The 24,825-nt window shown below is 36.0% G+C and carries 18 protein-coding genes and 1 pseudogene; 4 read left to right on the top strand and 15 right to left on the bottom strand.

Annotated features, from left to right (window positions below):
- Positions 1 to 106 precede the first annotated feature (106 nt).
- From NYE61_RS14500 to NYE61_RS14485, 4 genes are all read right to left on the bottom strand, one after another.
- Positions 107 to 3,007, bottom strand: coding sequence for a DEAD/DEAH box helicase (locus tag NYE61_RS14500; protein ID WP_303447070.1), 2,901 nt, complete (start codon positions 3,005 to 3,007; stop codon positions 107 to 109).
- 119 nt (positions 3,008 to 3,126) lie between these two features.
- The gene (mutT, locus tag NYE61_RS14495; protein WP_303447071.1) at positions 3,127 to 3,525 is read right to left on the bottom strand and encodes an 8-oxo-dGTP diphosphatase MutT; all 399 of its coding nucleotides are present in this window, start codon (positions 3,523 to 3,525) and stop codon (positions 3,127 to 3,129) included.
- Positions 3,526 to 3,964: 439 nt separating this feature from the next.
- Positions 3,965 to 5,380 carry an AAA family ATPase gene (locus tag NYE61_RS14490; RefSeq protein ID WP_303447072.1) on the bottom strand — a complete coding sequence of 472 codons (1,416 nt, stop codon included), beginning with the start codon at positions 5,378 to 5,380 and terminating at the stop codon, positions 3,965 to 3,967.
- A gap of 3 nt (positions 5,381 to 5,383) precedes the next feature.
- Entirely contained in the window at positions 5,384 to 6,568 is a 1,185-nt protein-coding gene (locus tag NYE61_RS14485; RefSeq protein WP_303447073.1) for a DUF262 domain-containing protein, read from the bottom strand.
- A 325-nt stretch (positions 6,569 to 6,893) separates the two neighbouring features.
- Here NYE61_RS14485 and NYE61_RS14480 point away from each other — a divergent pair, with 325 nt between their 5' ends.
- The 3 genes and pseudogenes from NYE61_RS14480 (at position 6,894) to NYE61_RS14470 (ending at position 10,514) form a co-directional block, all read left to right on the top strand.
- Entirely contained in the window at positions 6,894 to 7,121 is a 228-nt protein-coding gene (locus tag NYE61_RS14480; protein WP_303447074.1) for a transposase, read from the top strand.
- Between the two features lie 28 nt (positions 7,122 to 7,149).
- Positions 7,150 to 7,824 (top strand): annotated as a pseudogene (locus NYE61_RS14475) (IS3 family transposase); the annotation flags it as partial.
- Positions 7,825 to 8,576: 752 nt separating this feature from the next.
- A complete protein-coding gene (locus NYE61_RS14470; protein WP_303447075.1) occupies positions 8,577 to 10,514 on the top strand; it encodes a DUF2075 domain-containing protein in 1,938 nt (645 codons plus the stop codon).
- Between the two features lie 188 nt (positions 10,515 to 10,702).
- Here NYE61_RS14470 and NYE61_RS14465 read toward each other — a convergent pair whose 3' ends face one another.
- From NYE61_RS14465 to NYE61_RS14430, 8 genes are all read right to left on the bottom strand, one after another.
- Entirely contained in the window at positions 10,703 to 11,944 is a 1,242-nt protein-coding gene (locus tag NYE61_RS14465) for a YHYH domain-containing protein (protein ID WP_303447076.1), read from the bottom strand.
- A gap of 319 nt (positions 11,945 to 12,263) precedes the next feature.
- The gene (gene phnX, locus NYE61_RS14460; RefSeq protein ID WP_303447077.1) at positions 12,264 to 13,058 is read right to left on the bottom strand and encodes a phosphonoacetaldehyde hydrolase; all 795 of its coding nucleotides are present in this window, start codon (positions 13,056 to 13,058) and stop codon (positions 12,264 to 12,266) included.
- The gene (locus NYE61_RS14455; protein ID WP_303447078.1) at positions 13,055 to 14,149 is read right to left on the bottom strand and encodes a 2-aminoethylphosphonate--pyruvate transaminase; all 1,095 of its coding nucleotides are present in this window, start codon (positions 14,147 to 14,149) and stop codon (positions 13,055 to 13,057) included. The genes phnX and NYE61_RS14455 overlap by 4 nt, the downstream gene beginning before the upstream one ends.
- Positions 14,150 to 14,177: 28 nt before the next feature.
- Positions 14,178 to 15,020: an ABC transporter permease subunit gene (locus tag NYE61_RS14450; protein ID WP_303447079.1), complete on the bottom strand. Its 843-nt coding sequence runs from the start codon at positions 15,018 to 15,020 to the stop codon at positions 14,178 to 14,180.
- Positions 15,020 to 15,805 carry a phosphate/phosphonate ABC transporter permease gene (locus NYE61_RS14445; RefSeq protein WP_303447080.1) on the bottom strand — a complete coding sequence of 262 codons (786 nt, stop codon included), beginning with the start codon at positions 15,803 to 15,805 and terminating at the stop codon, positions 15,020 to 15,022. Before NYE61_RS14445 ends, NYE61_RS14450 begins: the two co-directional genes overlap by 1 nt.
- 12 nt (positions 15,806 to 15,817) lie before the next feature.
- Complete coding sequence (gene phnC / locus NYE61_RS14440) at positions 15,818 to 16,582, bottom strand: phosphonate ABC transporter ATP-binding protein (RefSeq protein WP_303447081.1); 765 nt, start codon at positions 16,580 to 16,582, stop codon at positions 15,818 to 15,820.
- A gap of 82 nt (positions 16,583 to 16,664) precedes the next feature.
- Positions 16,665 to 17,696 (bottom strand): PhnD/SsuA/transferrin family substrate-binding protein, encoded by a 1,032-nt coding sequence (locus NYE61_RS14435; RefSeq protein WP_303447082.1) that lies wholly within the window; start codon positions 17,694 to 17,696, stop codon positions 16,665 to 16,667.
- Positions 17,697 to 17,714: 18 nt separating this feature from the next.
- Positions 17,715 to 18,848 (bottom strand): phosphonoacetaldehyde reductase, encoded by a 1,134-nt coding sequence (locus tag NYE61_RS14430; RefSeq protein WP_303447083.1) that lies wholly within the window; start codon positions 18,846 to 18,848, stop codon positions 17,715 to 17,717.
- Between the two features lie 236 nt (positions 18,849 to 19,084).
- On the opposite strand from NYE61_RS14430, the gene NYE61_RS14425 reads away from it, so the two are divergent.
- Positions 19,085 to 19,858, top strand: a complete 774-nt coding sequence (locus NYE61_RS14425; protein WP_303447084.1) for a DeoR/GlpR family DNA-binding transcription regulator — start codon at positions 19,085 to 19,087, stop codon at positions 19,856 to 19,858.
- A gap of 226 nt (positions 19,859 to 20,084) precedes the next feature.
- Here NYE61_RS14425 and NYE61_RS14420 read toward each other — a convergent pair whose 3' ends face one another.
- The 3 genes from NYE61_RS14420 to NYE61_RS14410 form a co-directional block, all read right to left on the bottom strand.
- A complete protein-coding gene (locus NYE61_RS14420; RefSeq protein ID WP_303447085.1) occupies positions 20,085 to 22,028 on the bottom strand; it encodes an FUSC family protein in 1,944 nt (647 codons plus the stop codon).
- Between the two features lie 316 nt (positions 22,029 to 22,344).
- Positions 22,345 to 23,781 carry a glycoside hydrolase family 1 protein gene (locus NYE61_RS14415; protein WP_303447086.1) on the bottom strand — a complete coding sequence of 479 codons (1,437 nt, stop codon included), beginning with the start codon at positions 23,779 to 23,781 and terminating at the stop codon, positions 22,345 to 22,347.
- 52 nt (positions 23,782 to 23,833) lie between these two features.
- Positions 23,834 to 24,766, bottom strand: coding sequence for an ROK family protein (locus tag NYE61_RS14410; RefSeq protein WP_303447087.1), 933 nt, complete (start codon positions 24,764 to 24,766; stop codon positions 23,834 to 23,836).
- Between the last annotated feature and the right edge of the window lie 59 nt (positions 24,767 to 24,825).

Below are 24,825 nucleotides of genomic sequence, written 5' to 3'. Positions count from 1 at the left end.
TATAGGGCTTTTTCTGATCGTTTTTAATGACTTTTTGTCTTTAGGTCAGCCATCTACCGGATTTTTGGTACAACTGAATCATACTGATAATGTCTAAGCGCAAGGTTTAACTATCAGATCCATTCACAATATAATGATACAGCTTACTATTAACCGGTTCTTCCATTACCATATTCATGTGAACAACAGGAATCTCCTTACCTTTCTTATCCTTCATCTTGTCTTGTTGAACAGTCTCTTTATCAGGAATTGCTTCTCCTAAATAATAAAAGCCACTACCTTCGTCATCATCCTTTTTCATAAAAATATGAATATCGCTGTTGGTTTCATTTGCATTAATAATTTTTTGTACCTCTCCTGACTCCAAAGTTCTGTTACTTCTCGTATACCATTTAAGGATATCTGGACTAATAAATTCATCCCCATAGTCTACACTTGCCTCTACCTCGTCATTTTTATGATAGGTAACAAATATAGGACAAGTTTGATGTTTTGGCTTGTATCCGTACATCGTTGAACTTTCGTCATTATGCCAGTTCAACAACTTACAAGCATCTTTCCTTGAATACTTCTCGTACAGTGTAAGTGGTCTATTTGATTGAAAGTTTTTACTCTTTTCCATCGCACTTTGTAAGACGTCATTCACTAAATGATTGAAGTATTGATTTGAATATAGACTATCTTGTATCTTGTTATTAAACTCATAATACTTATTATTCCCAGGCAAGATTACTACTGGTTCACTACCATATTTCACTTGGTCCGCTTGAGTAAAAAATGTTAAATCAAGTACACGATGCACCGAATTTAATGTAGTATCATCTACTAGACAATTTGATTTCTTTAAGTCTTCTAGATAATCGTCATATTTTAATTTTTTATTTTGCAATAACAAATTCAGTAAAATGAGTTCATGTTTTCTCTTTCCATTTAATACTTCAGTTGAAAGCATTGTTAACACACTATTTTCGTAGGCGCTTAATACTGGAATATCTTCTTTCATTTTTAACAAAAATTGATAGTAGTTCTTATATTTATCTGCAATAACCATGGGATCAATAGAATGATTCATAACAAAGTCATAAAAATACGGAACTTTACCAATTCTGTTTTTCAATTCAACGTATGCATCTTTCAAGATTTTCATTGCTGTTAAATTACTATTATTGATAGAATTAAAGATTTTCTTTTTAGCAATTCCCTCAAAATTCACTGTCGAAACTCCTTTTATATAGCTAGTTTCTGAGATATGTCTGCGAATATTATCTTTGTTCTGTGACTTATCTCCTGACAATGCCACCGGAATTAAATAGTTGTTTTTGTAGTTACCAATAAAATCAATGACCGTAACAAAATCCTTTGTATCATGTTTACGGAGTCCCCGTCCCAGTTGTTGAATAAAAATGATACTTGATTGCGTCTGTCTTAACATAACAACTTGATTTATGCTTGGAATATCTATTCCTTCATTAAAAATATCTACCGTTAAGATGTAATCAATGGTACCGTTCTCCAATCTATTTACTTGATGTATTCGCTCTTCTTGAGAATTGTCACCAGTTAGTGCGACTGTATGAAGGCCCTTCTCATTTAATGCTGTAGATAACTTAATTGCCTCTTCCTTTCTACTACAGAACATTAAACCTTTAACACGCTCACCAGAAAATCCGTAGTAATCAATCTTATCAATGATATGATTTATACGTTCATCTGTAACTAAGTTTGATAAAATAGTAGCATCGTCAATAATCTCTCCATTATATTCAAAATCAGTCACACCGAAATAATGAAACGGACAAAGCATATCTTCCTCCAACGCTTCCTGCAAACGAATTTCATAAGCAATACGGTAATCAAATAGCTCATAAATATTAAAATCATCTGTTCGTTCTGGTGTAGCAGTCATCCCCATTAGAAACTTCGGATTAAAATAATCAATTACCCTAAGGTACGATTTAGCACCAGCCTTATGAACCTCATCTATCAGAATATAATCAAATTCTTCTGGGTCAAATTGATTTAGTGTTTCCAGTTTTGAAATGGTTTGTATTGTAGCAAATAAGTATCTTGCGTCAGCTTCTTTGTTAGAACCTGATAAGACACCAAAGTCTTTCGTTAATCCACCCATAATTCGCTGAAAATCTGATTTTGCTTTATTAAGTATCTGCTCACGATGAACAATAAATAGCATTTTCTTTGGCGCAAACCTTCTTACGTCAAATGCCGAAAGATAAGTCTTACCTGTTCCTGTCGCAGAAATAACCAATCCTTTATCATAACCGACATCTCGAACAGCTTGAATCTGCTCTAGTGCGGCTTGTTGCATTTTATTTGGCTTTATTTTTAGTGCATCCTCAAGTGTATTAACATTATAGTGTCCAGGTAAGTCAATGATCTTTTCTGTCTTATTAAATTCTACAGGCGTATATGTACTTTCGTATTTCAAAATCCACGCTTCGGTTAGCACTTGTGAATCTTTCCAAACCTCTTCAAATTGATTTTTGAAATGGTGAATTACCTCACCGTCTTCATGAGAAGTAAGTTTTACATTCCATTCATGATTTACCTTTAATGCATGTGCAGTTAGATTTGAGCTTCCAACAATTAGAGAATAATAGTCTTCATGACCAAATATATACCCCTTCGAATGAAATCCTTCTATATCCGTCAATCTTACTTCTACATTTGTAATCTTCATTAATTCCTTAAACACTTTAGGCTGATTAAAATTTAGAAAGGTAGACGTTAAGATACGACCAGTTATTCCTTTAATTTTAAGATCTAGTAAATATGACTTTAGCGTTGCAAGTCCACTTTCCGTTATGAAGGCAACAGAAAAGATAAATGAGTGACAGCTCTCTAGTTCTTCGAGTATCGAGGTTAGAACGTTTTCATTTTGTCTTGGCTTATTTACTAAAAGCTTAGGTGTGTACCTACTTGATTTATCATATTTTTTATCAATGAATCCTTTATGTAACGATGTTTTTAAATTTTGTATAAAGTCCATGTTAGAAACCACCATTCATTACCATTTATAGAATAATTTTACGGTTTAATCTGCGTAATCGCAAATATCCTAAAATATTCAAAAAGCCATTCATTATTTTGAATAGCTTTGAAATATATTTATAAGGAGTATTCTTTTGCTAACTTCTCGATAGCTGGTACATCTGCGGGAGCCCAGTCCAGCGATTCAAGTTCATTTGGCGATAACCATTTTATTTCGGCATGCTCTGTTAATACAGGTTCACCCTCAATAAGCTCACATATATATGTAGTTAAATGGACAATACCAAAATCATATTCATAATCAGTGTGTTCCACTTTTTTACCAATCTCTATTTTACAATGCATTTCTTCATTTATTTCTCTTTTTAATGCTTGTTGAGGTGTCTCACCTGTTTCAATTTTCCCACCAGGAAATTCCCATTTGTGTGGTAACGATTTATCGGGACCTCTTTGGGCACATAGAATTTTATTATTTTTAATAATTACCGCTCCGACAACATGTATATCTTTCTTCATAGTATCCTCCTTGTGATAAGTTCACCCTATACTTCTTATTACTATTATAGACCAAACCTTTGAACGGAAGAAATAGTTTAGCTTTAACACAAGAATTGAGAGAAATATTTCATAGGTTAATGATATTATCTAAATTACGATCTGTCAGACGTAAAAAGAAAAAGCAATATTAAAGCTCTATTCGGCAAAACACAGTCAAAAATTGGTTAAGTCTGTTAATTCACAGCGAAAAGCCCAACCGAAAAGTGATGACGGATTTCACAGAATTCAATATGATTCATTGAAAAATAATATTAAGATGTTATTAAAAAATGGAATCATCGTTAGCCATATTATGTAAATCACCTTAGCCCTATAGAATCCAGAATAAAACCGCGTAGATTTATTTCCCCCGTGTCTACTTGACAGGGGGCACTATATATAAGCGAATTTTTTCAGATTAAATTAATTCTGCTATACTACTTAAGAAATCATTAACAACTACGGAGTTTTCCTTTTCCCATAACTGGGTAAAAATATCTACAACTGTACTAAAATCATTATGTGATTCCTTTGTAATTTCTATTAACCAATCATGATGTTCACTTCCCTGTATCCCCCCCAATATGATCCTAAGTTCTTGCTTCTCAATATTTAATTTCGAACTCAATTCAGAAAAATTCGAACGTGCTATTTTCTGGAATTCTTCTTCCAAACTTTTTTCACCAGGTAAAAAGCTATATTCCCAGTTTAATAAATCACGAGGCAGCTCTCTACTAGTTCTCATATCACCATCATAAATACCTGCAATAATATAATTCATATTTATTAATCTTGGTATACTTAAAATTTTTGTAATATCCGCAAAACCATTTGTTTTTTCCAAATTAAAATACTTCAAATAATGCTTTGCATGCCTTTTACAGAGACTTCTAAAGAATTCTAAACCTAAGCTATCCTCGAAGATTAAAATTCCCTTTTTGTTAATAATAAGACCTAAATTTTCTAATATTTCTTCTTTAGATTTTGGTTTGTGCACATCAATAGTATCTAAATAGTTATGCATAATTAACATTCTGTCAGTACTTACATTTTTTAAAATAAATGGGGAATGAGTTACCAATATTACTGAGAATCGATGCTTATCCATTCTATCTGCAATAAAATTCATTAAATTAACCTGTGAATTTACACTAATGAAAACTTCTGGTTCTTCAATTAAAAGAACTCCATAAGTAGAAATTCTCTTGAAAACCCAATAAATATAGAATAAAAAAAGCTCTCCAGTACCCATTGCTAAGCTATCATACTTTAATCCATTACATTCAACTTGAAAATAAGGTATAACTTTTTCATCTTCTACTTCTATTTCTCTTAAAACCACGGAATCGTAAGTTTTACCAACTATATAATTTAAACTTGTAATATCTTCTGCGTCAAAAACATTATCTTCGTGTTGGTCAATTAGTTCGTTAAAATAAGGCTGGTCAATAAAACTATTTACTTGAATAAGCTTTTGGAAATCAATACATTCTAAAAGGAAATCTCCACTTACAAAATCTAATAATCTCTGACCTTCACTATTTTTAAGTACAATATCTTTATTACCATCTTTTAATATACCTGTGACTTCAATATCTCTAATTTTATTTCTATCTCTATTACTAATATTTATTCCTAAAATATCTTTAATTGCTGTAAAAACAGTGGATTTACCTACACCATTTAACCCGCAAATTGTAAAAATTCCTTTTTGAAAAGTAATAGGTTTCGTAATTCCTAATATGCCATTCAAATTTATGCTATCCAAATAATACCTGTAACTATTTTTATCTATTTTCCTCCAAATATCGGGGACTTTAGCTGTACGAATCATTTCTTATAACTCCCCCCAATTGAGTTCATAAGTAACAAATTCAAGAAATTGACCTATATTTTTGTTATCTAAATCCTTTAGATATCTTTCAATAGGGGTATTAGTATGTATATTTGTAAAGTATTTACTCAAATATACCTCTAAAATTATATCTCTATAAATAATTGAAGTGGCATCTGTACTACCCATACTAGCCCTTTGATTAAATATTAAGAGCATTTGATAGATAAAGCCCTCACTATCTAACAAAATTGATACTTTTTCATACCCAAAAGGTATTATTCTTATTTTTCCTTTAATCACTTCTCTTGCATACTCAAATGTATAAATTAATTCAGCCATTACTTCATGATCGATGTATTCTTTATTCCTATATGAAAAAATCAACCAACTGAATAAGGTAGCTTTATTTATATTTAATTTTGTAATAAGAAATTTCTCTTGCCCTCTTTTCGAGCTATTTATAAAAAATTCTAGCGTCTCTTTCACTGCATTTATAATATTCTCAGCAAAAGGCTCATTGTTCCTATATTTTTCAGATATATTATTTGATGTAATTTTCTTTTTTATACTACCATGTTCAAGCATATAACAAAACTTGGAAATTATATCATCGTACGCCATTCTTGAATTTGAAAATCCAATGGTATCTTTATTTGCCCCCAATTCCTCAAAATAACTTACAAGCTCTTTTATTTGATTCCTTGTATCTCCAATATACGAATTTCTTTGTTCAGCAGAAGTTAAAGTTGCTGGTTGATTTAACCTAAAAAATAATTCTGCTGGTTCTTCCGGAGAAAAATCAGTTAATCTAATTATAGTCAAGCTGTATTTTTTAAATTTTCTTTGTAAAATTATGTCCAAATCTTTAAACCTCATATTATCCAAATTTAATATAAATTCATCATTTGGTTTTATGGACCCATCTATGTTAAATTCATTTTCTATAAAATCCCTAATAGCAGCTAACCTTTGTTGGCCATCCAATACCTCATCTATATAATCTCCAGTTTCTATTAAATGTATGGGTGGAATTTTCCATCCTCTAAGAATAGAATCTATAAGTTTTTTCTTTTTCGCTACGCTCCATACCTCGCCTCGTTGAAAATCCGGGCTTAAATTTAAGTCCCCTTTCTGAATTCTCCCATGTATCGTTTCTATCTCTAGTTCAGTAACTACACATTTCAAAAGAATCTCCCCCCATAAACAATATTTACCAATTTAATTATAATAAATATTTACTTAATAAAAAAGCCCTCCTGCAAATATATACTCCATCCTTACCAAATATTAAACACATCTACCTGTCAAGGTAACACTTAAAAAATAGCTGAAAGTTAGAACCAACAATTTAAGCATAGGATCAATAGATTATGTTATAACCTCACTTTACTCTATTTACATCCTAAAAGAGGAACTCTTCATATAGGAAGATAGTGATGTTAGTCTAATAATTGGACACAAAGAATGGGGATTTTTATACTTAACATAATAATTTCTAGGAGTGTCCTAAATGACTAAACGTTACGATAAAGAATTTAAACTGTACGCTGTCAAAATGGTGGTGGAAGATGGGAGAAGGGTTGCAGAAGTCGCAAGGGAATTAGATTTAGTCCATCAAACACTGCATAAATGGGTGGTGAAATATCAAGAGGATCAGGGGGATAGTTTCGTCGGTAGTGGAAACTTAAGTCCCAACGATAAAGCGGAATATGAAAAAAAAAACGAATTCGTGATTTAGAGGAAGAGGTAGCTATTCTAAAAAAGGCTATGGGCATCTTCGCAAAAAGCCAGAAGTAATCTATGACTTCATTGAAAAGCACCAACAAGAGTTCCGTATAACGAAGATGTGCCATGTATTAGGTGTTTCTAAAAGTGGTTATTATGAATGGAGAGATCGACCTCAGAGTGAACAGGAAAAGCGTAAAGAAAAACTGACAGCACAAGTAAAACGTGTATTTTTCGAATCTCACAGAAGATATGGAAGTCCGAAGATTACCAAGGTATTAAATCAAGAAGGATGGAATGTATCTCAAAAGACGGTGACTCGAATCATGAGTGAGAATGGGCTGCGGTCTAAAACCGTGAAAAAATATAAAGCGACTACAAATTCCAATCATTCTTACCCTGTTTACCCAAATCTATTAAACCAACAGTTTCAAGTCGATAGACCTGGTGCTGTTTGGGTTGGTGACATCACATACATTTGGACGAAAGAAGGTTGGTTATATTTGGCCACGATTATGGACTTATTTTCAAGAAGAATTATTGGTTTGGAAATGAGCCATCGAATGACCAAAGAATTGACAATCAAAGCTCTACAGAGGGCTATTAATCACCAGCCACCACAGGAAGGGCTCATTCATCACTCTGATCGTGGTAGTCAGTACGCAGCAAATGGTTATCAAGCAATTCTACGAAACTATGAAATTACCACAGCATGATTAGAAAAGGAAACTGTTACGATAACGCTTGTATCGAATCATTTCATAGTATAATCAAAAGAGAGTTAATATTTCATGAAAAGTATCAAACACGTGAGGAAGCTAAACGAAGTATATTTGCCTATATTATGACCTTTTATAATTACAAACGGATTCATTCAGCTATTAACTATATGTCACCTTTACAGTACAGTATGAGAAAATGTATCTTCAACGGTTAAAGGTAACTGCATAAAGGGAATTTAATACCCTCTCACAGTGTAGAAAGGGGAAGTGCCCTTTCGTTACTTGTGAGCCAGCAAGCAAAACATGTAGAGGATTTAGAAATATTCAACATTTCGTGTGTCCAATATCTTGACATAGATCCAATAGTTATAAGAGGAGAGTAAAAATGGGTATAAAGAAGATGGCGGAAATTTTTAGTGTTAAACTTATTCGAATAGTATCAATAGATGAGGTCAATAAAATAAATAGAGAACAACTAAAATTATATGAGGGATGTAGCGAATATAGATGGTAATTTGATTAGTCTCTTTATTTTCTACATTTTCGATATATAACAACTAATCTTTTAACAGTAAATAGGTATGCGCCCCGTCCTAAATTCGCTTATATGATTAATAGATTTATTGAATTAATATACTCAATATCCAACTTCTGTAATAACAAATAGTAAAATTAATGGTAAAATTTATACATATACTTAACAAAACAATTGATTATACATATATGGATTAAGGGGACAGTTAAATATGATCATTTACGAAGCAACAAAGACTGAGTTTATATCAGATGTTACAAATGAGTTATTAGTTGAAAGGTTATATCAATCTTATCAAGAAAAGATTGGAAGAACCTCTAAAAGCGAAATTACTTCATGGGAGAATTCCCTCCAACGAATGAGTAACGTTATGCAAGATACAGAAATTCCCTCTAATGCTTCTGTCGCTATTGAATTTAAAATTCCCAATACGTCAAAAAGAGTCGATTTCCTTGTAGCTGGTAATGACGGCAATCAGGACCATGTTGTCATCGTGGAATTGAAACAATGGTCAGAAATAGAAATAATTGAAAGTAAAGATGCTGTTGTTAGCACTTTTATAGGGGGAGGTAAACGTACTGTTACCCATCCTTCTTATCAAGCCTGGTCTTATGCTGCTTTAATAAGAGACTTTAACGAAAATGTTCAAAATAAGCATATTGAACTTAATCCATGCGCTTACTTACACAACTACAGAAAAACTGAAAATGACCCCTTAACAGATAAACATTACGAAGAACACTTAACAAAAGCTCCAGTTTTTACAAAAGGTGAAATTATAAAGCTACGTAACTTTATTAAGAAATATGTAAGTAAAGGAGATAGAAATCGATTAATTTATGAAATTGAGCATGGAAGAATACGTCCATCAAAATCATTACAGGATTCATTAAGTGGTATGTTGAAAGGTAATAAAGAGTTTATTATGATCGATGAACAAAAGGTGTTTTATGAAGAAGCTTTTCAATTAGCAAAAGAAAGTAAGAATAATAAAAAGAAACAAGTAATGGTCATTGAGGGAGGGCCAGGTACAGGTAAATCTGTAATGGCTGTCAACTTACTTGTAAATTTAATTAATAAGGACTTAATGACTTTATATGTATCCAAAAATTCAGCTCCAAGAGAAGTATACGCATCCAAATTAAAGGGGACAATTAGGAAAACTGAGATTGATAACCTGTTTAAAGGATCGGGAAGCTTCACTACTTCCGAATTAAATGAGTTCAATGTCATCATTGTAGATGAAGCACATAGATTAAATGAAAAATCCGGCTTTTATGGAAATCAAGGTGAAAATCAAATTAAAGAGCTAATAAAGGCCTCTAAATTTACAATCTTTTTCATTGATGAAAGACAAAAGGTTACATTAAAGGACATCGGTAGTATTGATTTAATTAAGAGATATGCTGAAGAATTAGATGCTGAATTGATCTCAGGCAAGCTATCCTCTCAATTCCGATGTGACGGTTCTGATGCTTACATTGCATGGATCGATGATGTTCTTCAAATTCGTGAAACAGCTAATGCACATGATAATGGGATAGATTATGATTTTCGTGTCTATGATGAACCACATTCTATGTTACGTGAGATCGAAAAGCTTAATCAAACCAATAACAAATCTCGTATTCTAGCAGGATATTGTTGGGAATGGCCGACAAAACAGCGTAAAAACACAAACTTTAAAGACATCATCATTCCTGAACATGACTTCGAAATTAGTTGGAACTTATCAGATAGCATTTGGGCGATTGACCAAGAATCAGTTAACGAAGCTGGCTGTATACACACGTCACAAGGCTTAGAATTTGATTATGTAGGCGTTATTATTGGTTCCGATATCACTTATAGAAATGGTCAAGTAATTACTGACTATAATAAACGCGCTAAAAGTGATCAATCATTAAGAGGAATTAAAAAAATAGCTAAGGAAAATCCTGAAAGAGCTCATGCTATTGCAGACGAAATCATACGAAACACTTATCGTACACTATTGACTCGCGGTCAAAAAGGATGTTTTATATTCTGTGTAGATCCTGAATTAAATAGGTACTTTCAGTCCCGCTTGAATAAAACGGCCAATTACTATAAAGATTTCTCACCAAGTAAATGGGACATGGTTGCCGAGAATAAAAAATTGTATGAGTAAAAATATAAACATGCTGAGTTCGATTACTGCTGAACTTAGCATGTTTATGTAGTTTATTTGTTATTATTTTAATCGATAGAAAGATAAGGTGGGTAAATTTATATACCCAACTCAAGGGTCATGATTAGCGTATCGTACAACTTGGCTTATTTAGTCTAACGGTATACAATATTGACTTTTAATCGGAACTACTCTGGCTTCCTGTGCTTTCTCCTTTTATTGATATAAAAACCTCCTCCAGATAAAGCAATAATACCAGCACCAATACTACCAAACGTTAACATTTGCTTTTGACTTTCTTCTTTCTTAATCTCTTGTCCTTCATAAAAAAGACTGTCATAAAGAGCAGTAGCGTCTTCATTTACTTCAAATTCCTCTGGTATAAAGTATTCTTTGTTTTTATAACCATTATCGTAGGCTCTTGCTTTTATTTCACTTGCGATTTCATTCGAATGGAAGCCCTCTTCATACCACTCCAATAGTTCTGCTTGCTCAATTCCTTCTGGAACCTCATAATCTATACTCTTGAATGCTGATAAATAACCACTTTCTATAGTCTCCTCTTTTATTGTTTGCAAGCCATTTTCATAACCTTGCTCAAAGGATGTAATAAAAAGTTTATTAATCTCAACAGTGTCTTTATCAATAAAGTCATAACCTGTACTATATCCTAATTCAAAATGGTTTTCTTCCTCTTCATCTGAACGTTCTTTATATCCTTTTTCATAATGGGATTTGTAAATTTCACTTAATTCTCCATCTTCTTCAATCTCCTTGGGAATAACTAATTCATCTAAAGCATACCCAGATTGATACCCATCCTCCTCTACACTTATGATTTGCTTCTCACGTTGATATGCTTTTTTATAGGACTCTTGATAAGCTGAATTCCAATCATCTGATTTCGATTCATTATTATTTACTTCATCAGATTTACCTGATCGAGCGGCCTCTTTTCCTTTAGTTCGTCCTTTCTTTTGCCCCTCTTCAGTCTCTTCTTCTTTAATCTTTTTTAGACCTTCTGCATATCCCGCGTCATAACCAGCAGCATAACCGATTCTATATCCCTCATTATCTTTATCTGTCTTTCCACTCTTTTCATTTCTTTCATATCCATCTTCAAAGCCTTTTTCCTTTCCAGCTTCTGTTCCTTCATCCACATCGGATTGAGTATAACTAGGCTTTGGAGGTGATGGTTTACTATTACTAGAAGAGCCTGAAGAACCACTACTAGAAGAACTTGATGAGCTAGAACTCCCTCCTCCGTTGTGATAATGGTACTCCCCATATTCATACCCCCACTTTTCACAGTTCGTTCTACATGTATGACCACCATTTCCATCAGTCCTGCCAGGATGCGCCAAAATATCAGAAGTATCAAAGGCAGTTACAACAAAAAGAATTACAAATAAGTACATTACTTTCTTCACATTCATTCCCCTTACTAGAAAATATTGGTTAAAAATATATTTTATATCTTTTGACCTATCTAGTAAATAGAATTTTCCTTTACCATTAGTGAAAAATCCCTAAATTCAACAAGTGAAAATAGTAACTATTTGTTTTTACCTAAATTCCATAACACAAATACCGAACTATTATACTTATATATTTTTAAAAATAATGTATGGTAAGAGCATTTTTATACCGGTTATTCAAACCCAAGTCCCTTTCAAACCATCAAACAAAACAAGGCCAGTCTCCCACCGCTCTATGAACGATGAGGACGGACCCTAAACCCAAAGTCGCTTACTTTAAAATAAGCTGATTAATTTGCTCAATTACCCCAGGCAGCTCGCCCATTGACTTGATTGTAAAATCTGCGCCATTTTGTTTAAAAGTTTGTTCAGTTTTAGCGATAATCTCTTCTTGCTCCACTTCAGAAAGCGCACCGAATTCAGCTTCGCTTAGACCCATTTCAGAGCTGCCAATAATAACACCTACTGCCCAAACTCCTGCACTGTTCGCCTCTGCAAAGTCTGGGATGGTATCCCCTACTTTTACAACGTTCCGAGCTGCTGATAATTTTAATGCTTCCATGTTGCGGTAAATCATATAAGGGTACGGTCTTCCAAATGAATTTGTTCCATCAGGTGTGATATAAAAATCTGGGCTATAGCCTTTTTTCGCTGCTTCTGGCACAACAACATCCATCATTTTTTGCGTGTAGCCGGAAGTGGAACCAATTTTCAGCCCTTGGCTTTTTAAGTTTTCCACAGTCTCAAGAACCTCTGGCTTCGGATCGGTATACGTTGTTAATGTTTCCATTAGAGAAGATTCAAATGCCTGAAACAGATTCTCTACATCTTGTTCATTAAACGCTCTTCCATATTTGGCTTCCCATAAACTTGAAATTCTCGGCATCTCCAGCATTGCACGAATATGATCAATTTTTAGCAGTCCCATTGGTTCTCTTGCCTCTTCTATTGTCACGTCTATTCCTGCGTTTTTAAAAATGTTTACAAATGCATTTACCGGTGCAAAACATCCAAAATCAACTGTTGTTCCTGCCCAATCAAATATTACGCCTTCAACCTTTTTCATTTTACCACCACTCCCATATAGTCTTCGATTACACTGCATAATGTTTCGATATCTTCCTCATGGATTTCTCCAATGTTCCCAATTCGGAATGTATTGAGCTCTGTCAGTTTTCCTGGATAAAGCACAAATCCTCTCTCTTTCACATAGAAATAAAAGTCCTCAAACTGAAAGCTGTCATGCGGGAAAAGAAACGTTGTAATGATTGGTGATTGCTTTTCATCTGTTATATATGTCTGAAATCCAACCTTCGCTAATTTCTCCCGTAGTAGGTGATTATTATGCTGATAACGTTGAAATCTTGCCGGAATACCTCCTTCCTCCATTAATTCATCGATTGCCTTGGAAAATGCAGCCACAACATGAGTAGGTGATGTATAACGCCATTTTCCGTCCTTGTCCATTTCCTTCCATTGGTCGTACAAATCTAGTGATAAACTTCGGGCATTCCCTTCGCATGCTTTTAGCTTATCTAGCTTCGCAATGACAAAGCCAAAGCCGGGAACACCTTGGATGCATTTATTCGCGCTGCTAATTAAATAATCAATACCAAGAGCACGGACATCCATTTCCACTCCAGCAAAACTGCTCATCGCATCGATAATCAGTGTTTTATCATATGCTTTAGCAAGATCGGAGACCATCTCAATTGGATTTAGTATTCCTGTTGTTGTTTCACAATGAACCATGACAATATGTGTGATCTGCTGGTCCTCTTCTAAAATACGTCTTAACTCAGCTTCATCTGGATATGCATTGTATGCAACACTATATTGCTCGTATTGCAGACCAATAGAATCAGCTATTTTGACAATACGCTCTCCATAAGCTCCATTCGTTATGATTAATGCTTTATCCTGCTTTTTCAATGAAGTTGTCATCACCGATTCAACTGTGAATGTACCACTTCCTTGCATTAATACCGTTGTATATTCATCAGCTGTCACCCCTGCAAGGTCAAGGAGCTGCGTTCTTATTTTTTGGGTAATGTCCTTATAATCTTGATCCCATGTACAGCGATCAAACAGCATTTCCTCTTTCACTGTAGCTGTTGTTGTTAATGGGCCTGGCGTTAAAAGCTTGTAAGAATTCATGTTTTCTATATCCTCCTTCATCTATCATTTAATCAGAAGTTGCTGGAAAGAAACGTTTTTTCAAACGAGTTGAAACTACTTCTAATAGAATGGCAACAATGAGAATGGCGTAGGTAATAAAGCCAACCTCCCGCATATCAAAGTAGAAGCTGGAAGCCATAAATAAATCAAATCCAATTCCGCCTGCTCCAGCAGCCGCTCCCATTGCCACTGCCACACCAAAGTTGATTTCAAACCGCAGGAAAACCCACGATAATAAATAGGTAAATGTAGATGGTAAGACACCACTTTTTACGACGTGCCACCAGTTCCCACCAGTTGATCGCACTGCTTCCAAGATTCCCTTATCGACTTCTTCAAATGCTTCCGAAAATGCTTTAACTAAATATGCAATCGAATGAAATAACATACCGAGAACCGCCGCTTCACTTCCAAGCCCTGCGGCAATCGCAAAGATCAACACCCATAATACGGTTGGAACAGCCCGAATAAATGCAACAAATACGCGAATAATTCTAGTTAGCCAGACAGGTGCTAGATTTGTTGCAGCCATTAAAGAAAGGAAAAAGGCAATAATGGCGCCAATAATCGTAGCTAAGAATGCTAGACTAAGCGTAATCCCAACTTGATAGATGGCTTCTCTTAAACTGAAATGACTTAATGCCGGCTCAAGAAACATCACTTTCAAGTTATACGCTGTTTCCGAAATCGCTGTGCCTAATTCCAGTCCTGCATAGTTAAAGAATAGAAAGGAAACAACTGTCAAAAGGGTTAGAACAACTACGGTCCATCGTAGAACTCGCTCACCTTTATTACCCGATTTTATATGAATACGACCGTCTTTCTTTCGCTTTATATAGGTTGCTTCCATTATAGAATCACCTTCCGTACGTAATTTGAAATAAGGTCGACCATAATAACGATAATGACAATACATAATGTCACAAGCGCTACGGCATTATAATTTAACATCTTATAATACATATCAAAGGTATATCCAATTCCTGTCCCCGTTAAGATTCCTACCAATGTAGCATTTCGAATGTTGGTTTCCACCATAAACAACACCCAGCTGATCATCTGCGGCAAACTTTGCGGAATAACAGCCTTCCCTACAATTTGGAAATAGGTAGACCCTGTTGCAGTCAATGCTTCAACAGAACTTTGGCTCGCTTCATCAATCGACTCAATAAATGCCCTCGTTAAAAACCCTACCGTCCCAACAAAGAGGGCGAGAAAGCCTGTTACGGAATTTTGCCCAAAGGAAATAAGCAAAACCAATGCCCATGCAACAACTGGGATATTTCTTGATATGGATGCAATAAAACGGGCAAATACACTTAAAAAATTATTTACTTTTGTCACTTTTGAACCGAATACCCCTAAGAAGATTGAAACAACAGCTGCTATCGTTGTTGCCGCTATCGACATAAAGGTAGTTTCAGCTAGTTTTTCCAGGATGGTTGGCAATTTATCGAGCGTTTCCTGTGTCACAATGAGATTAGAAAACATCCAGCCGATAGCTTTCGGGATTGTCGCTAACCCATCTACAAAGTTAAATGATGTAATAGCTGCTGATAAATAGGTTAGAACGATGATGATGAGAAGAAAGATTACTGTCTGCCATCTGTTGTTTCGCATCTTTTTTTCATTCACAGTCATCTCTCCTTACGCTGTTATTAAATCTTCCGTTTTGGACCCGTAAATTTTATTAATTTGTTCATCATAAAGTTCATGACTTGTTCCAGTAAATACAATTTCACCTTTATTTAAACCAATGATACGGTCTGAATAATGTTGCGCCACATCCACTTGATGTAAATTCACCAAACACGTAATGCCCATTTCCGTACTGATTGATTTTAAAAGATCCATGATAATCTTAGAGGAATTCGGATCCAGTGAAGCAATCGGTTCATCACATAAGATAAGTTTTGGTTCTTGAATAAGCGCTCTGCATATCCCTACACGTTGCTGCTGACCACCACTTAATTGGTCACATCGCTTATATGCATGTTCATGAATTCCCAACTTCTCCAGCAGGTGAAAGGCACGTTCTTTTTCTTCTTCTGTGTATTTTCCTAACAGTCCCTGCAGTGTTGTTTTATAACCAAATCGACCATGAAGAACATTCTCAATCACTGTCAAACGAGGCACGAGATTATAGTGCTGAAACACCATCCCAATATTCGCTCGTAAATTTCGTAATTCTTTTTTATTTAAATTTCCAACATCATGTTTGTTAAACATAATCTTTCCTTCATTAAATTCAACCATTCGATTAATGCAACGCAGCAAGGTAGATTTACCAGCACCAGAGGGACCAATGACAGAAACTAGCTCTCCTGCGTTTATTTCAAAATGAATATTCTTTAATATTTGTTTGGCGGCTGTATATGATTTTCCTAGTCCTTCTACTTTTAACAATGACATGTGTATTGACTCCTTTTTAGAGCATATTGAGTAAGATTACGCATCGTAAGTACACGCTTCCTGGTTTCATTTCCCTCTAATGTTATTTGGAAATTTCGCGAATTGGATCATACCATTCATCTTCCACTGGCAATAGTCTTTCTTTGTCACTTTTGGAGAATAAAGCGCTCTGTTCTGAATCTTCAGGGGCAAAGATTTTTTCATTAGTTGCTACTTCATCCGAGGTTAATAGTTCTTGAATTTTATCAAAATCCGCTTGTCCTAAGACATCCATATTCACAACAAATGGTTCATTTAATACTGGGTTGGAGCTCATTAATGTAAATTCTTTGCCTGTAACTGCATTGAAAGGTTCGGCTGCATTTTCTTTCACGCGATAAACCGCACCAGCTGTATTTTCTTCCCCTTCAGCAAGCTCCACATATTCTTCCACACATGTATCACAGAATGCTGCAACATCTGCATTTCCCGATAACAAATTGACTGCGGAACCTTGGTGAGAGTTGCCAAATAATACTTGGGAAAACAACGGCCCGCTTCCCATTAAATCCTCTTCCGTTAAATCTGCATATGCTTCTTGTTGCGAGAAATGTTCAATAATACTGGATGATGGAACTTTAAACCCTGATGTTGAACTGTTTGATACGAATGAAAATCTTGTATCTGCAATCGTATCAAGAGAGAATTCCCCATTTTGTTTAAACTTGTCTTGCTCGTCCACATTCACCGCTAACCAGCTATAGTATTTAGCATCATCCAATGTTCCGGATTCACCAGATTTTACGGCTAGCGTTTGAACTGCATCATTTCTGTTATTTGCTTCTACATATCCTTGTGAACCCATGAATGCAAGGTCCGCATTGTTGTTGACTAACGTTTCAATCGCAATCGAGTAATCCGTCGTTAATTGATGTTCTACCTCTTTACCTGTAGCCTCTGAAATAAGTCTTCCAATTTCATCACGAGATGATTTCAAATCATTACCAGACTCGTTCGGATACCAAACAATTTTAATCACATCATCTGCTGTCGCACTACCACTATTACCGCCACCACATGCTGTTAACAAAACAGCGAACACGGCGAGCATTATCAATAAAAGTTTCGTTTTCATATATTACACTCCTTATCCTTAATAAATAGATAGTAGAATTTGTCTGACATCTTCCTGCGTTAAAGCAACTGGGTTATTATCCATTCGCCCCTTTGTAAAGGCGTTTGCGGCAACTTTCTCGATTATTTCTTCATTCGCATTGTAATCCCTGAGCTTGCTTGAAGAATCTGCTAGCTGATGGAAATGCTCGATAAGACCTTGAACTTCACTGCAGCTTCCTACCCCAAATGCCTGGAGCAACTTATCGTTTTCAATAATCGAGTCAAAATTGATTTTCATTACGTTGGCCAATGTAATGCTTGCTGCTATTCCATGAACCATTCCAAGTTCCAGTGTCAGAGGATAGGATATCGAATGACATGCAGTCGTCCTAGTGTTACTAAATGCTAGTCCTGCGTACAAGCTGCCCAAAGCCATTTCATTTCTATATGTAAATTCATCGGGCTGATTTATTACCTTTTCAAAGTTGTCAACAATACGATTGATCGCTTCTAATGCATAGATTCTTGAAATTTCATTGGAGCTTTTTGACCAATAAGCCTCTGTTGCATGACATAAAGCATCTAAAGCAGTTGAAGCCGTTAATCCTTTTGGTAATGTTACAGTTAGTTTTGGATCAATGATCGCTGCATAAGCATATAAGTGTTCACTATCAACTGACATTTTCACTCCGTTAGCACGATCCCAAATCGTTGCCCAGCACGTAACCTCAGAACCCGTACCTGAGGTTGTAGGAATGCCAATCCATGGTACGACGCTTTGATTTTCTGCATATTGCTTTTGTTCAATCATGGTACGTAATGCAGAGACAGACTCTATTTTCATATCCTTTAAAGCAGCCAATGATTTCGAAAGATCAAGAACACTGCCTCCTCCAATTCCTACGATGCACTGATATTCAACGTTCTCAATTTGCTTATAGTAATGAAACAAGTCTTCCACATCCGGATTGGATATGTTCACTTCTATCTGTTTTACTTCATAATTCTCAAGGTATTTATAGAGATTACGTCCAGCGGCAATTTCTGATAAGTCGCCTCCTCGATGTAAAAGGACAATCTTGCTGATTTGAGGTTTGATGGTATGGAGCACCTCTTCAATGACATCTATAGTATCTATTTTAATGTTGACAGGATTGTAATAGTTTCCCATTATGCTATTTCCTCTCTTTGTTCGTATTTTTCTTTGCGGTACAATGCAAGATTAATCGGTATTTTGCTGTTTTTCAAGTGCTTTTACAGTTTATTTACATAACATTAACGCTTTTTACAAAGAATACGCGCAGTTTTTACTTTACAAAATGCCCTTATTTGCATTATTTTGCTTTTTTATAATGTATGTTATGATTTACATACATGAAATATAGAGGCAGATGGGAGAGCTGGATGATGTTACAGGAGCAAAGACATCAAATGATTGAATCCTTTTTAAAGCAGCAAAAAGCTGTAAAAGCTTCAGAGCTTGCTACTTTATTAGATATCTCTATTGATACGGTACGAAGGGATCTAGAGGTTCTTGAGAAAAAAGGAGTCGTAAAACGAGTACATGGCGGGGCTGTATTAACTCAAAAAAGTGATAATGCACTAAACAGGCTTTTTAATGAAAGAGAAGTCAAAAATCGAGAAAAGAAACAAGAAGCTGCTTTCGTAGCGATTGAATTAATTGAAGAAGGACAGGCAATTGCTCTAAACGGCGGGACAACGACGATTGAAATTGCGAAGGTACTTGTTAACAAATTTAAGCGATTAACGATTATTACAAACGATCTTCGGATTTTATCTATTCTTGGGGAAAATAAAAACTTCAACGTTATCCTCACGGGCGGCTTTTTTAATCCAGAGGAATACACGTTATATGGGAAACAATGCGAAGAAATCCTTTCTAATTTTAATATTGATATTGCTTTTATTACGGTAAACGGATTATCGCTTGAACATGGTTTAACAGATTTCAGAATGCACGAAGTAGGCGTTATTCAATCCATTATCTCACGCTCAAAGCATAAAGTAGTTGTTGCGGATGCATCAAAGTTTGAGACATCTTCTTACATCAATGTATGTCCACTAAAGGATATTGATCTAATTGTTACGGATAGCTCACTTCCATCTGATATCGTGGAGCAATATAGTCAACAGGATATTCGGATTCTTTCTCCACACTAATCAGAAATGATGGGGAAATGCCGGTTAGCAGCAATGAAATGAAAAGCTCAAATAGGCTCGTTTCTAATAGGATAGATATTTAACCGTATATTAACCTATGATGGGAAATTACTGTCACTGTTTCATGATCTATTCCTTTACAGCAAGGTACGCGACAATTTCTGATATAAACGGTTTAGAGTCAAAGGCAGAATTTGTCGCGTTCGACTAATTAAATAGAGTATCTCTACGCCAAACCACTTCCAACCTGCATCGCCACCTGCAAATCCCCAATCTCCTTCTGAATCTGCGGAAAGCCTGGAATCTCCGGAATACGCCGAGTGTCTGGAGACTCCATTTGTTTCGCTGATTTCGCCATCATTTCAAAAACAAGCATCAATTGTGCTAAATCATCATCTTTAAGAATGGGTAGATCTTGTTTTCTTGATGCAGCTTCTAATAAAAAGCCTAACTGCTCAATCGAGAAAATAACAGACCATAATTGCTCTAAAGCTTTTTGATTACGTGGGATTTCTCCTAAAGCTGTACGATAAACAAGACTTAAATTCTTCAAGTTGGTGTGCATTTTCTTTGTTTCACTACTGCTCGTAATATCCACATCGTCCCTCGTTCCAGAAAACATGAAAGCCATCAATTGCATCTGGCTGCGGATTGTTTTAGCAATTAGATGCGGAAGACGGCTGGATGCCGATTTTCTGCCGATAAAGAATATGCCAATAAGTCCAATCGCACAACCGATTAGAATATCTGTAATTCTTGCTGTCGCAAAGAAACGCAAATCATAGATCTGGGACGTGTTTTCTGCCATGAATATTGCATTTGGTGTAATGAAACTTACGGCAATCGCATAATTCCTTGGGATAAATAGCTCCGTCAAGAAAGTGAGCAGCCAAATAATCAAAATGATATAGATGCCATCTGGATGGGTGGAAAGAACGAGAGCCGCAATCAGGACACCGACAATGGTTCCAAATGACCTTTGGATGGCACGATGAAACGTTGTGATAATAGTTGAACCTAACATAACAGCGCCACATGATAATACAATCCAATAAGAACGGTCAAATTCAAATGAAAAAGCTATGAGGGCTGCAATAAACAGGATAAAGCCATAACGAATCGCAGAAATAAAGACGAAGGAATTTTTATGAAAGCTTCCTGCTAGGGTCTCTTTCAACGAACGCCTTGGAACACGGATTTCTTCCTCTAATCGTAATCGCTCATCGTCTCCATTTAAAATAAGCACTGCTTCATTTACCATCTTTTCTAAACGAAGGTTGGTTTCCTTATCCATTTCATTCATGAACGGCATTGGTTCACCCGAATGTTTGTCCATTTTATTCGCCAATGTGCGAAGCATTTGGGCAATTGCGGATAGTTGCTTTTTATCAGGTATTGCATAGAATTCGATAATCTCCGCATAAATTAGATTTGCTTGCTCATATAAATAGTGAAGTTTTCTAAATTCAGCCGAATTCTGCCAGGAAATATACGCTCTGGATAACGTATCTCCAGTATCTTTTAGCGTTTGCAGGGCTCTTTGTCTTTCTTTACTAAACTCAGCTGTCCCTATCACATCGATTAAAGATCCCAGCTCCATATACACACGCTTGATGGCATTTCTCTCTGGACCATGGGGATTGATAAACCAGCCGCTCATTGCAAGAACCCACGCGAAAGCACCACCTAATAAAGTAAGCCCTGATCGCATTGGTGCTAGGGAAGGGTCAATCGGCATTGCTGATGTGATGGTGAAGACTAACACAAATAATATTGCCGCAGGTCCTGGAATTTTCAAAGCCCCAAATAAAAAGGTAAACAGAAAACCAAGTACACCAGTCATCAATGAGAATATAAAGGGGTAAGGTGCGAGCAGCATTCCTAGACCGATTGATAGCGAGAGACCAATCATGACAAAAAATAACTTCTTCGCCCGCTCTGCATACGGTTCATTAAACATATACAGGTATGTAAAACCGCCAATTCCAGCTGCAAGACCGGATTGTAAGTCGCCAAGCATTAGTCCTATCCATGCGGGAAACGCGGCACTGACACCAGCAAGAATTGCTTTATTCCATGGCAAGGGATTTCTTTTAATTTCAAATGCCTGGATTAATGTTTTTAGGAATGTTGAATCTGTAAAAGTTGTATGTTTGTTTCTTTTCCCCATCCCAGACACTCTCCTTTGAATTACCGTCAATCTATGTTAATCATTACACAATCGAATGTAAGGTATGATTCTAGTATAGGATAAATACAACAGATTTATAAAATAAAACTTTTCGGCGTCCAAAGTTGAATATGTTCATAAAAGAATAGGATTTGAAAATTTATGCTAACTTTTATCGTCCACATAAAATAAAAACACAACATAATTAAAAATATGTTGTGTTTAAATGATAACAATAGAAAGCAGAAGGACAGCCACCCGCTCCCCCTAGTTTAAAGGGTTGCAATAGGCCAGCCCCCGTATTTATTAGATCCAATTACAGTTTGCTTCCATTCGTCTCAATGACTTCTTTATACCAATCATAACTTTTCTTTTTGATGCGACGAAGATCATGATTACCTTCTTCATGTTGATTAACATAGACAAATCCGTAGCGTTTTTGGAAGCCATTCAGCCAGCTTAACAGGTCTGTGAACGACCATGTACAGTAGCCGAGTATGTCTGCTCCATCGCTAATAGCTTCTTGTATCGCTTTTACATGTACGTGAAGATAATGAATACGATAGTCATCGTTAATGACATCGCCCTCCTCGAGCTTATCATATTCTCCTAAGCCATTTTCACTGATTAAAATTGGTAATTGATATCGATTTGTGATGCGGCGCAGGGCGATTCGCAGTCCAGTTGGATCGATATTCCAATCCCAGTTTGTTCTTTCGAGATTTTCATTTTGAACGGTTTTATAAAGACCTGGTACACCTGTATCTTGTGTCGTGCCTTTCTTTCCGGATGTATTCATTTTCCCTTCAGATACACCGTCTAATGGATTCTTCTCAAAAGTAGTGGTTTGGTAATAGTTCAATCCCATAAAATCGGGTTTACCTTCTTGTAATAATGCAGCGTCACCACTTTCGAGTGTTGGAGCCAATCCTTTTCTTTCTAAGTATTTCCAAGCTGCCTGAGGGTACGCCCCCCAAGCATAGACGTCCATCCACCAATGCGCATTTAACTCTTCTGCATTTTCCGCGGAAAGGATATCCTCCGGTTTTGAGGATGCTGCATAAGAAGGAGAATACGCAAAGCTTGGACCTATCTTTCCATCCGGTACATATTTACGGAACTCTTTGATTGCACTTGCATTTGCGAGATTGGCATGATGGTTAACTTGATAGAAGAGCTTCTCATCCTTTACTCCCGGAGGATGAAGGGCCGTTCTGTATCCGAAACTAGTGAAAATATTTTGCTCATTCAAGCTTACCCAATATTTAACACGATCGCCAAAATGCTTGAATAAAGTAACCGAATAATTGGTAAAGTCCTCGACAATCTCACGCGATTCCCAACCACCGTATTCATCTTGAAGCGCCAGTGGCAAATCCCAATGATAAATGGTTAAAATCGGTTCAATTTTGTTTTTAATCAGTTCATCAATTAAATCACTATAGAATTGAATGCCCTTTTCATTTACTCCGCCTTTCCCCTCAGGAAAAATACGGGACCATGCAACAGAAAATCGATACGCTTCCAAGCCCATTTCGGCCATAAGGCGAACATCTTCTTTATAACGATGGTAATGATCGACTGCTGTATCACCTGTTGTCCCTTTAAAGGTTTTGCCCGGAATCCGAACAAATTGGTCCCAGTTGGAAGGCCCCTTTCCATCCTCGTCCCATGCACCTTCTACTTGATAGGCAGCAGAAGCAGATCCCCACATGAATTTACTTGGAAAAGGTTCTAATTTTTTGTGTATCATCTTATTCCCTCCTATGTATCTATTTTGCTCGCTTCATGTTAACGTTTACTTATCAACTTAAAGCTTCACGCTGTTCGATGGATTGAAGATTTTGATTTCTTTGTAAGAAATGATACAGTGCTCCAATTAAATTGGAGTCATTGCCAAACTGGCATAGGTGTACTTGAATATCTAAACATGCATCACTCGGTTTCATAACCTTAAGCTTCTCATTAATTTGATCAACAAACCCTTCACGATTACTAATTGCGCCACCAATTAGTATTTTTTCAGGGTCAATAATATACTGCAGGTTATAAATCCCTACTGCTAAACGTTTAATGAATTTTTCAATTTCATCCTGTACTTCTAGGTCGCCCCCATCCGCCATCTTAAACACCGTTAGGCCATCAAGCGTATCTGGGTCCATGTTTTTTCGCCCTGCAACCTGCATAACCAAGCCCCGAGTTGCAGCCAGCGAGCTCCAGCTCTCCCCAATTGGCTGGTTCAGATAATCCTCGAGAATCATATAACCGAATTCACCGCTGAAAAGACTGTTGCCATGACGAACCTTACTATCTAATACTACTGCCCCACCAATTCCAGTTCCGATAACAATACAAATGTAGTCATTAATTCCTTTGGCAGCACCAATCCAGCCTTCAGCTAATCCTGCACAATTCGCATCATTTTCGAGTTCAACCGGAAGTTCTGTTCGTTCCTGGATCAGTTCCTTCATATTTGGTCCATGAATATAGGAAATAGCCGTTAATCCTTTAATATATCCAGATTCCACATCTACCGCTCCAGGCATACTTAAGGCGATGCCACTTAGTATGTGACTTTTTTGAAATCCCTTCACCACTGAATCAATTGTATTTACAAAAGATTCAATGCCGTCTTTCGGTGTTGGAATAGAAGATTTTTCTAAAAAATGGCCTGCCCCATCCATAAGAGAATATTTTATTGCGGAACCACCAACATCAAAAACTGCATAATAGTTCACCAAAAACCCTCCTAACATCCTATACATATCCTGTTGTTATTTTTTTAAAAATCAAGCAT

This window comes from Oceanobacillus sp. FSL W7-1304 (assembly GCF_037969805.1).
Taxonomy (GTDB): domain Bacteria; phylum Bacillota; class Bacilli; order Bacillales; family Amphibacillaceae; genus Oceanobacillus; species Oceanobacillus profundus.
Note: the sequence above shows the minus strand (reverse complement) of the source record. Positions and strands in the feature narration are given on the sequence as shown.

Coding starts and splice junctions, on each gene's coding strand:
- NYE61_RS14480 (WP_303447074.1), top strand. CDS start 6,894: ATGACTAAACGTTACGATAAAGAATTTAAACTGTACGCTGTCAAAATG.
- NYE61_RS14435 (WP_303447082.1), bottom strand. CDS start 17,696: ATGAAAACGAAACTTTTATTGATAATGCTCGCCGTGTTCGCTGTTTTG.
- phnC (WP_303447081.1), bottom strand. CDS start 16,582: ATGTCATTGTTAAAAGTAGAAGGACTAGGAAAATCATATACAGCCGCC.
- NYE61_RS14450 (WP_303447079.1), bottom strand. CDS start 15,020: ATGGAAGCAACCTATATAAAGCGAAAGAAAGACGGTCGTATTCATATA.
- NYE61_RS14420 (WP_303447085.1), bottom strand. CDS start 22,028: ATGGGGAAAAGAAACAAACATACAACTTTTACAGATTCAACATTCCTA.
- NYE61_RS14425 (WP_303447084.1), top strand. CDS start 19,085: ATGTTACAGGAGCAAAGACATCAAATGATTGAATCCTTTTTAAAGCAG.
- NYE61_RS14490 (WP_303447072.1), bottom strand. CDS start 5,380: ATGATTCGTACAGCTAAAGTCCCCGATATTTGGAGGAAAATAGATAAA.
- NYE61_RS14500 (WP_303447070.1), bottom strand. CDS start 3,007: ATGGACTTTATACAAAATTTAAAAACATCGTTACATAAAGGATTCATT.
- NYE61_RS14470 (WP_303447075.1), top strand. CDS start 8,577: ATGATCATTTACGAAGCAACAAAGACTGAGTTTATATCAGATGTTACA.
- NYE61_RS14430 (WP_303447083.1), bottom strand. CDS start 18,848: ATGGGAAACTATTACAATCCTGTCAACATTAAAATAGATACTATAGAT.
- phnX (WP_303447077.1), bottom strand. CDS start 13,058: ATGAAAAAGGTTGAAGGCGTAATATTTGATTGGGCAGGAACAACAGTT.
- NYE61_RS14455 (WP_303447078.1), bottom strand. CDS start 14,149: ATGAATTCTTACAAGCTTTTAACGCCAGGCCCATTAACAACAACAGCT.
- mutT (WP_303447071.1), bottom strand. CDS start 3,525: ATGAAGAAAGATATACATGTTGTCGGAGCGGTAATTATTAAAAATAAT.
- NYE61_RS14415 (WP_303447086.1), bottom strand. CDS start 23,781: ATGATACACAAAAAATTAGAACCTTTTCCAAGTAAATTCATGTGGGGA.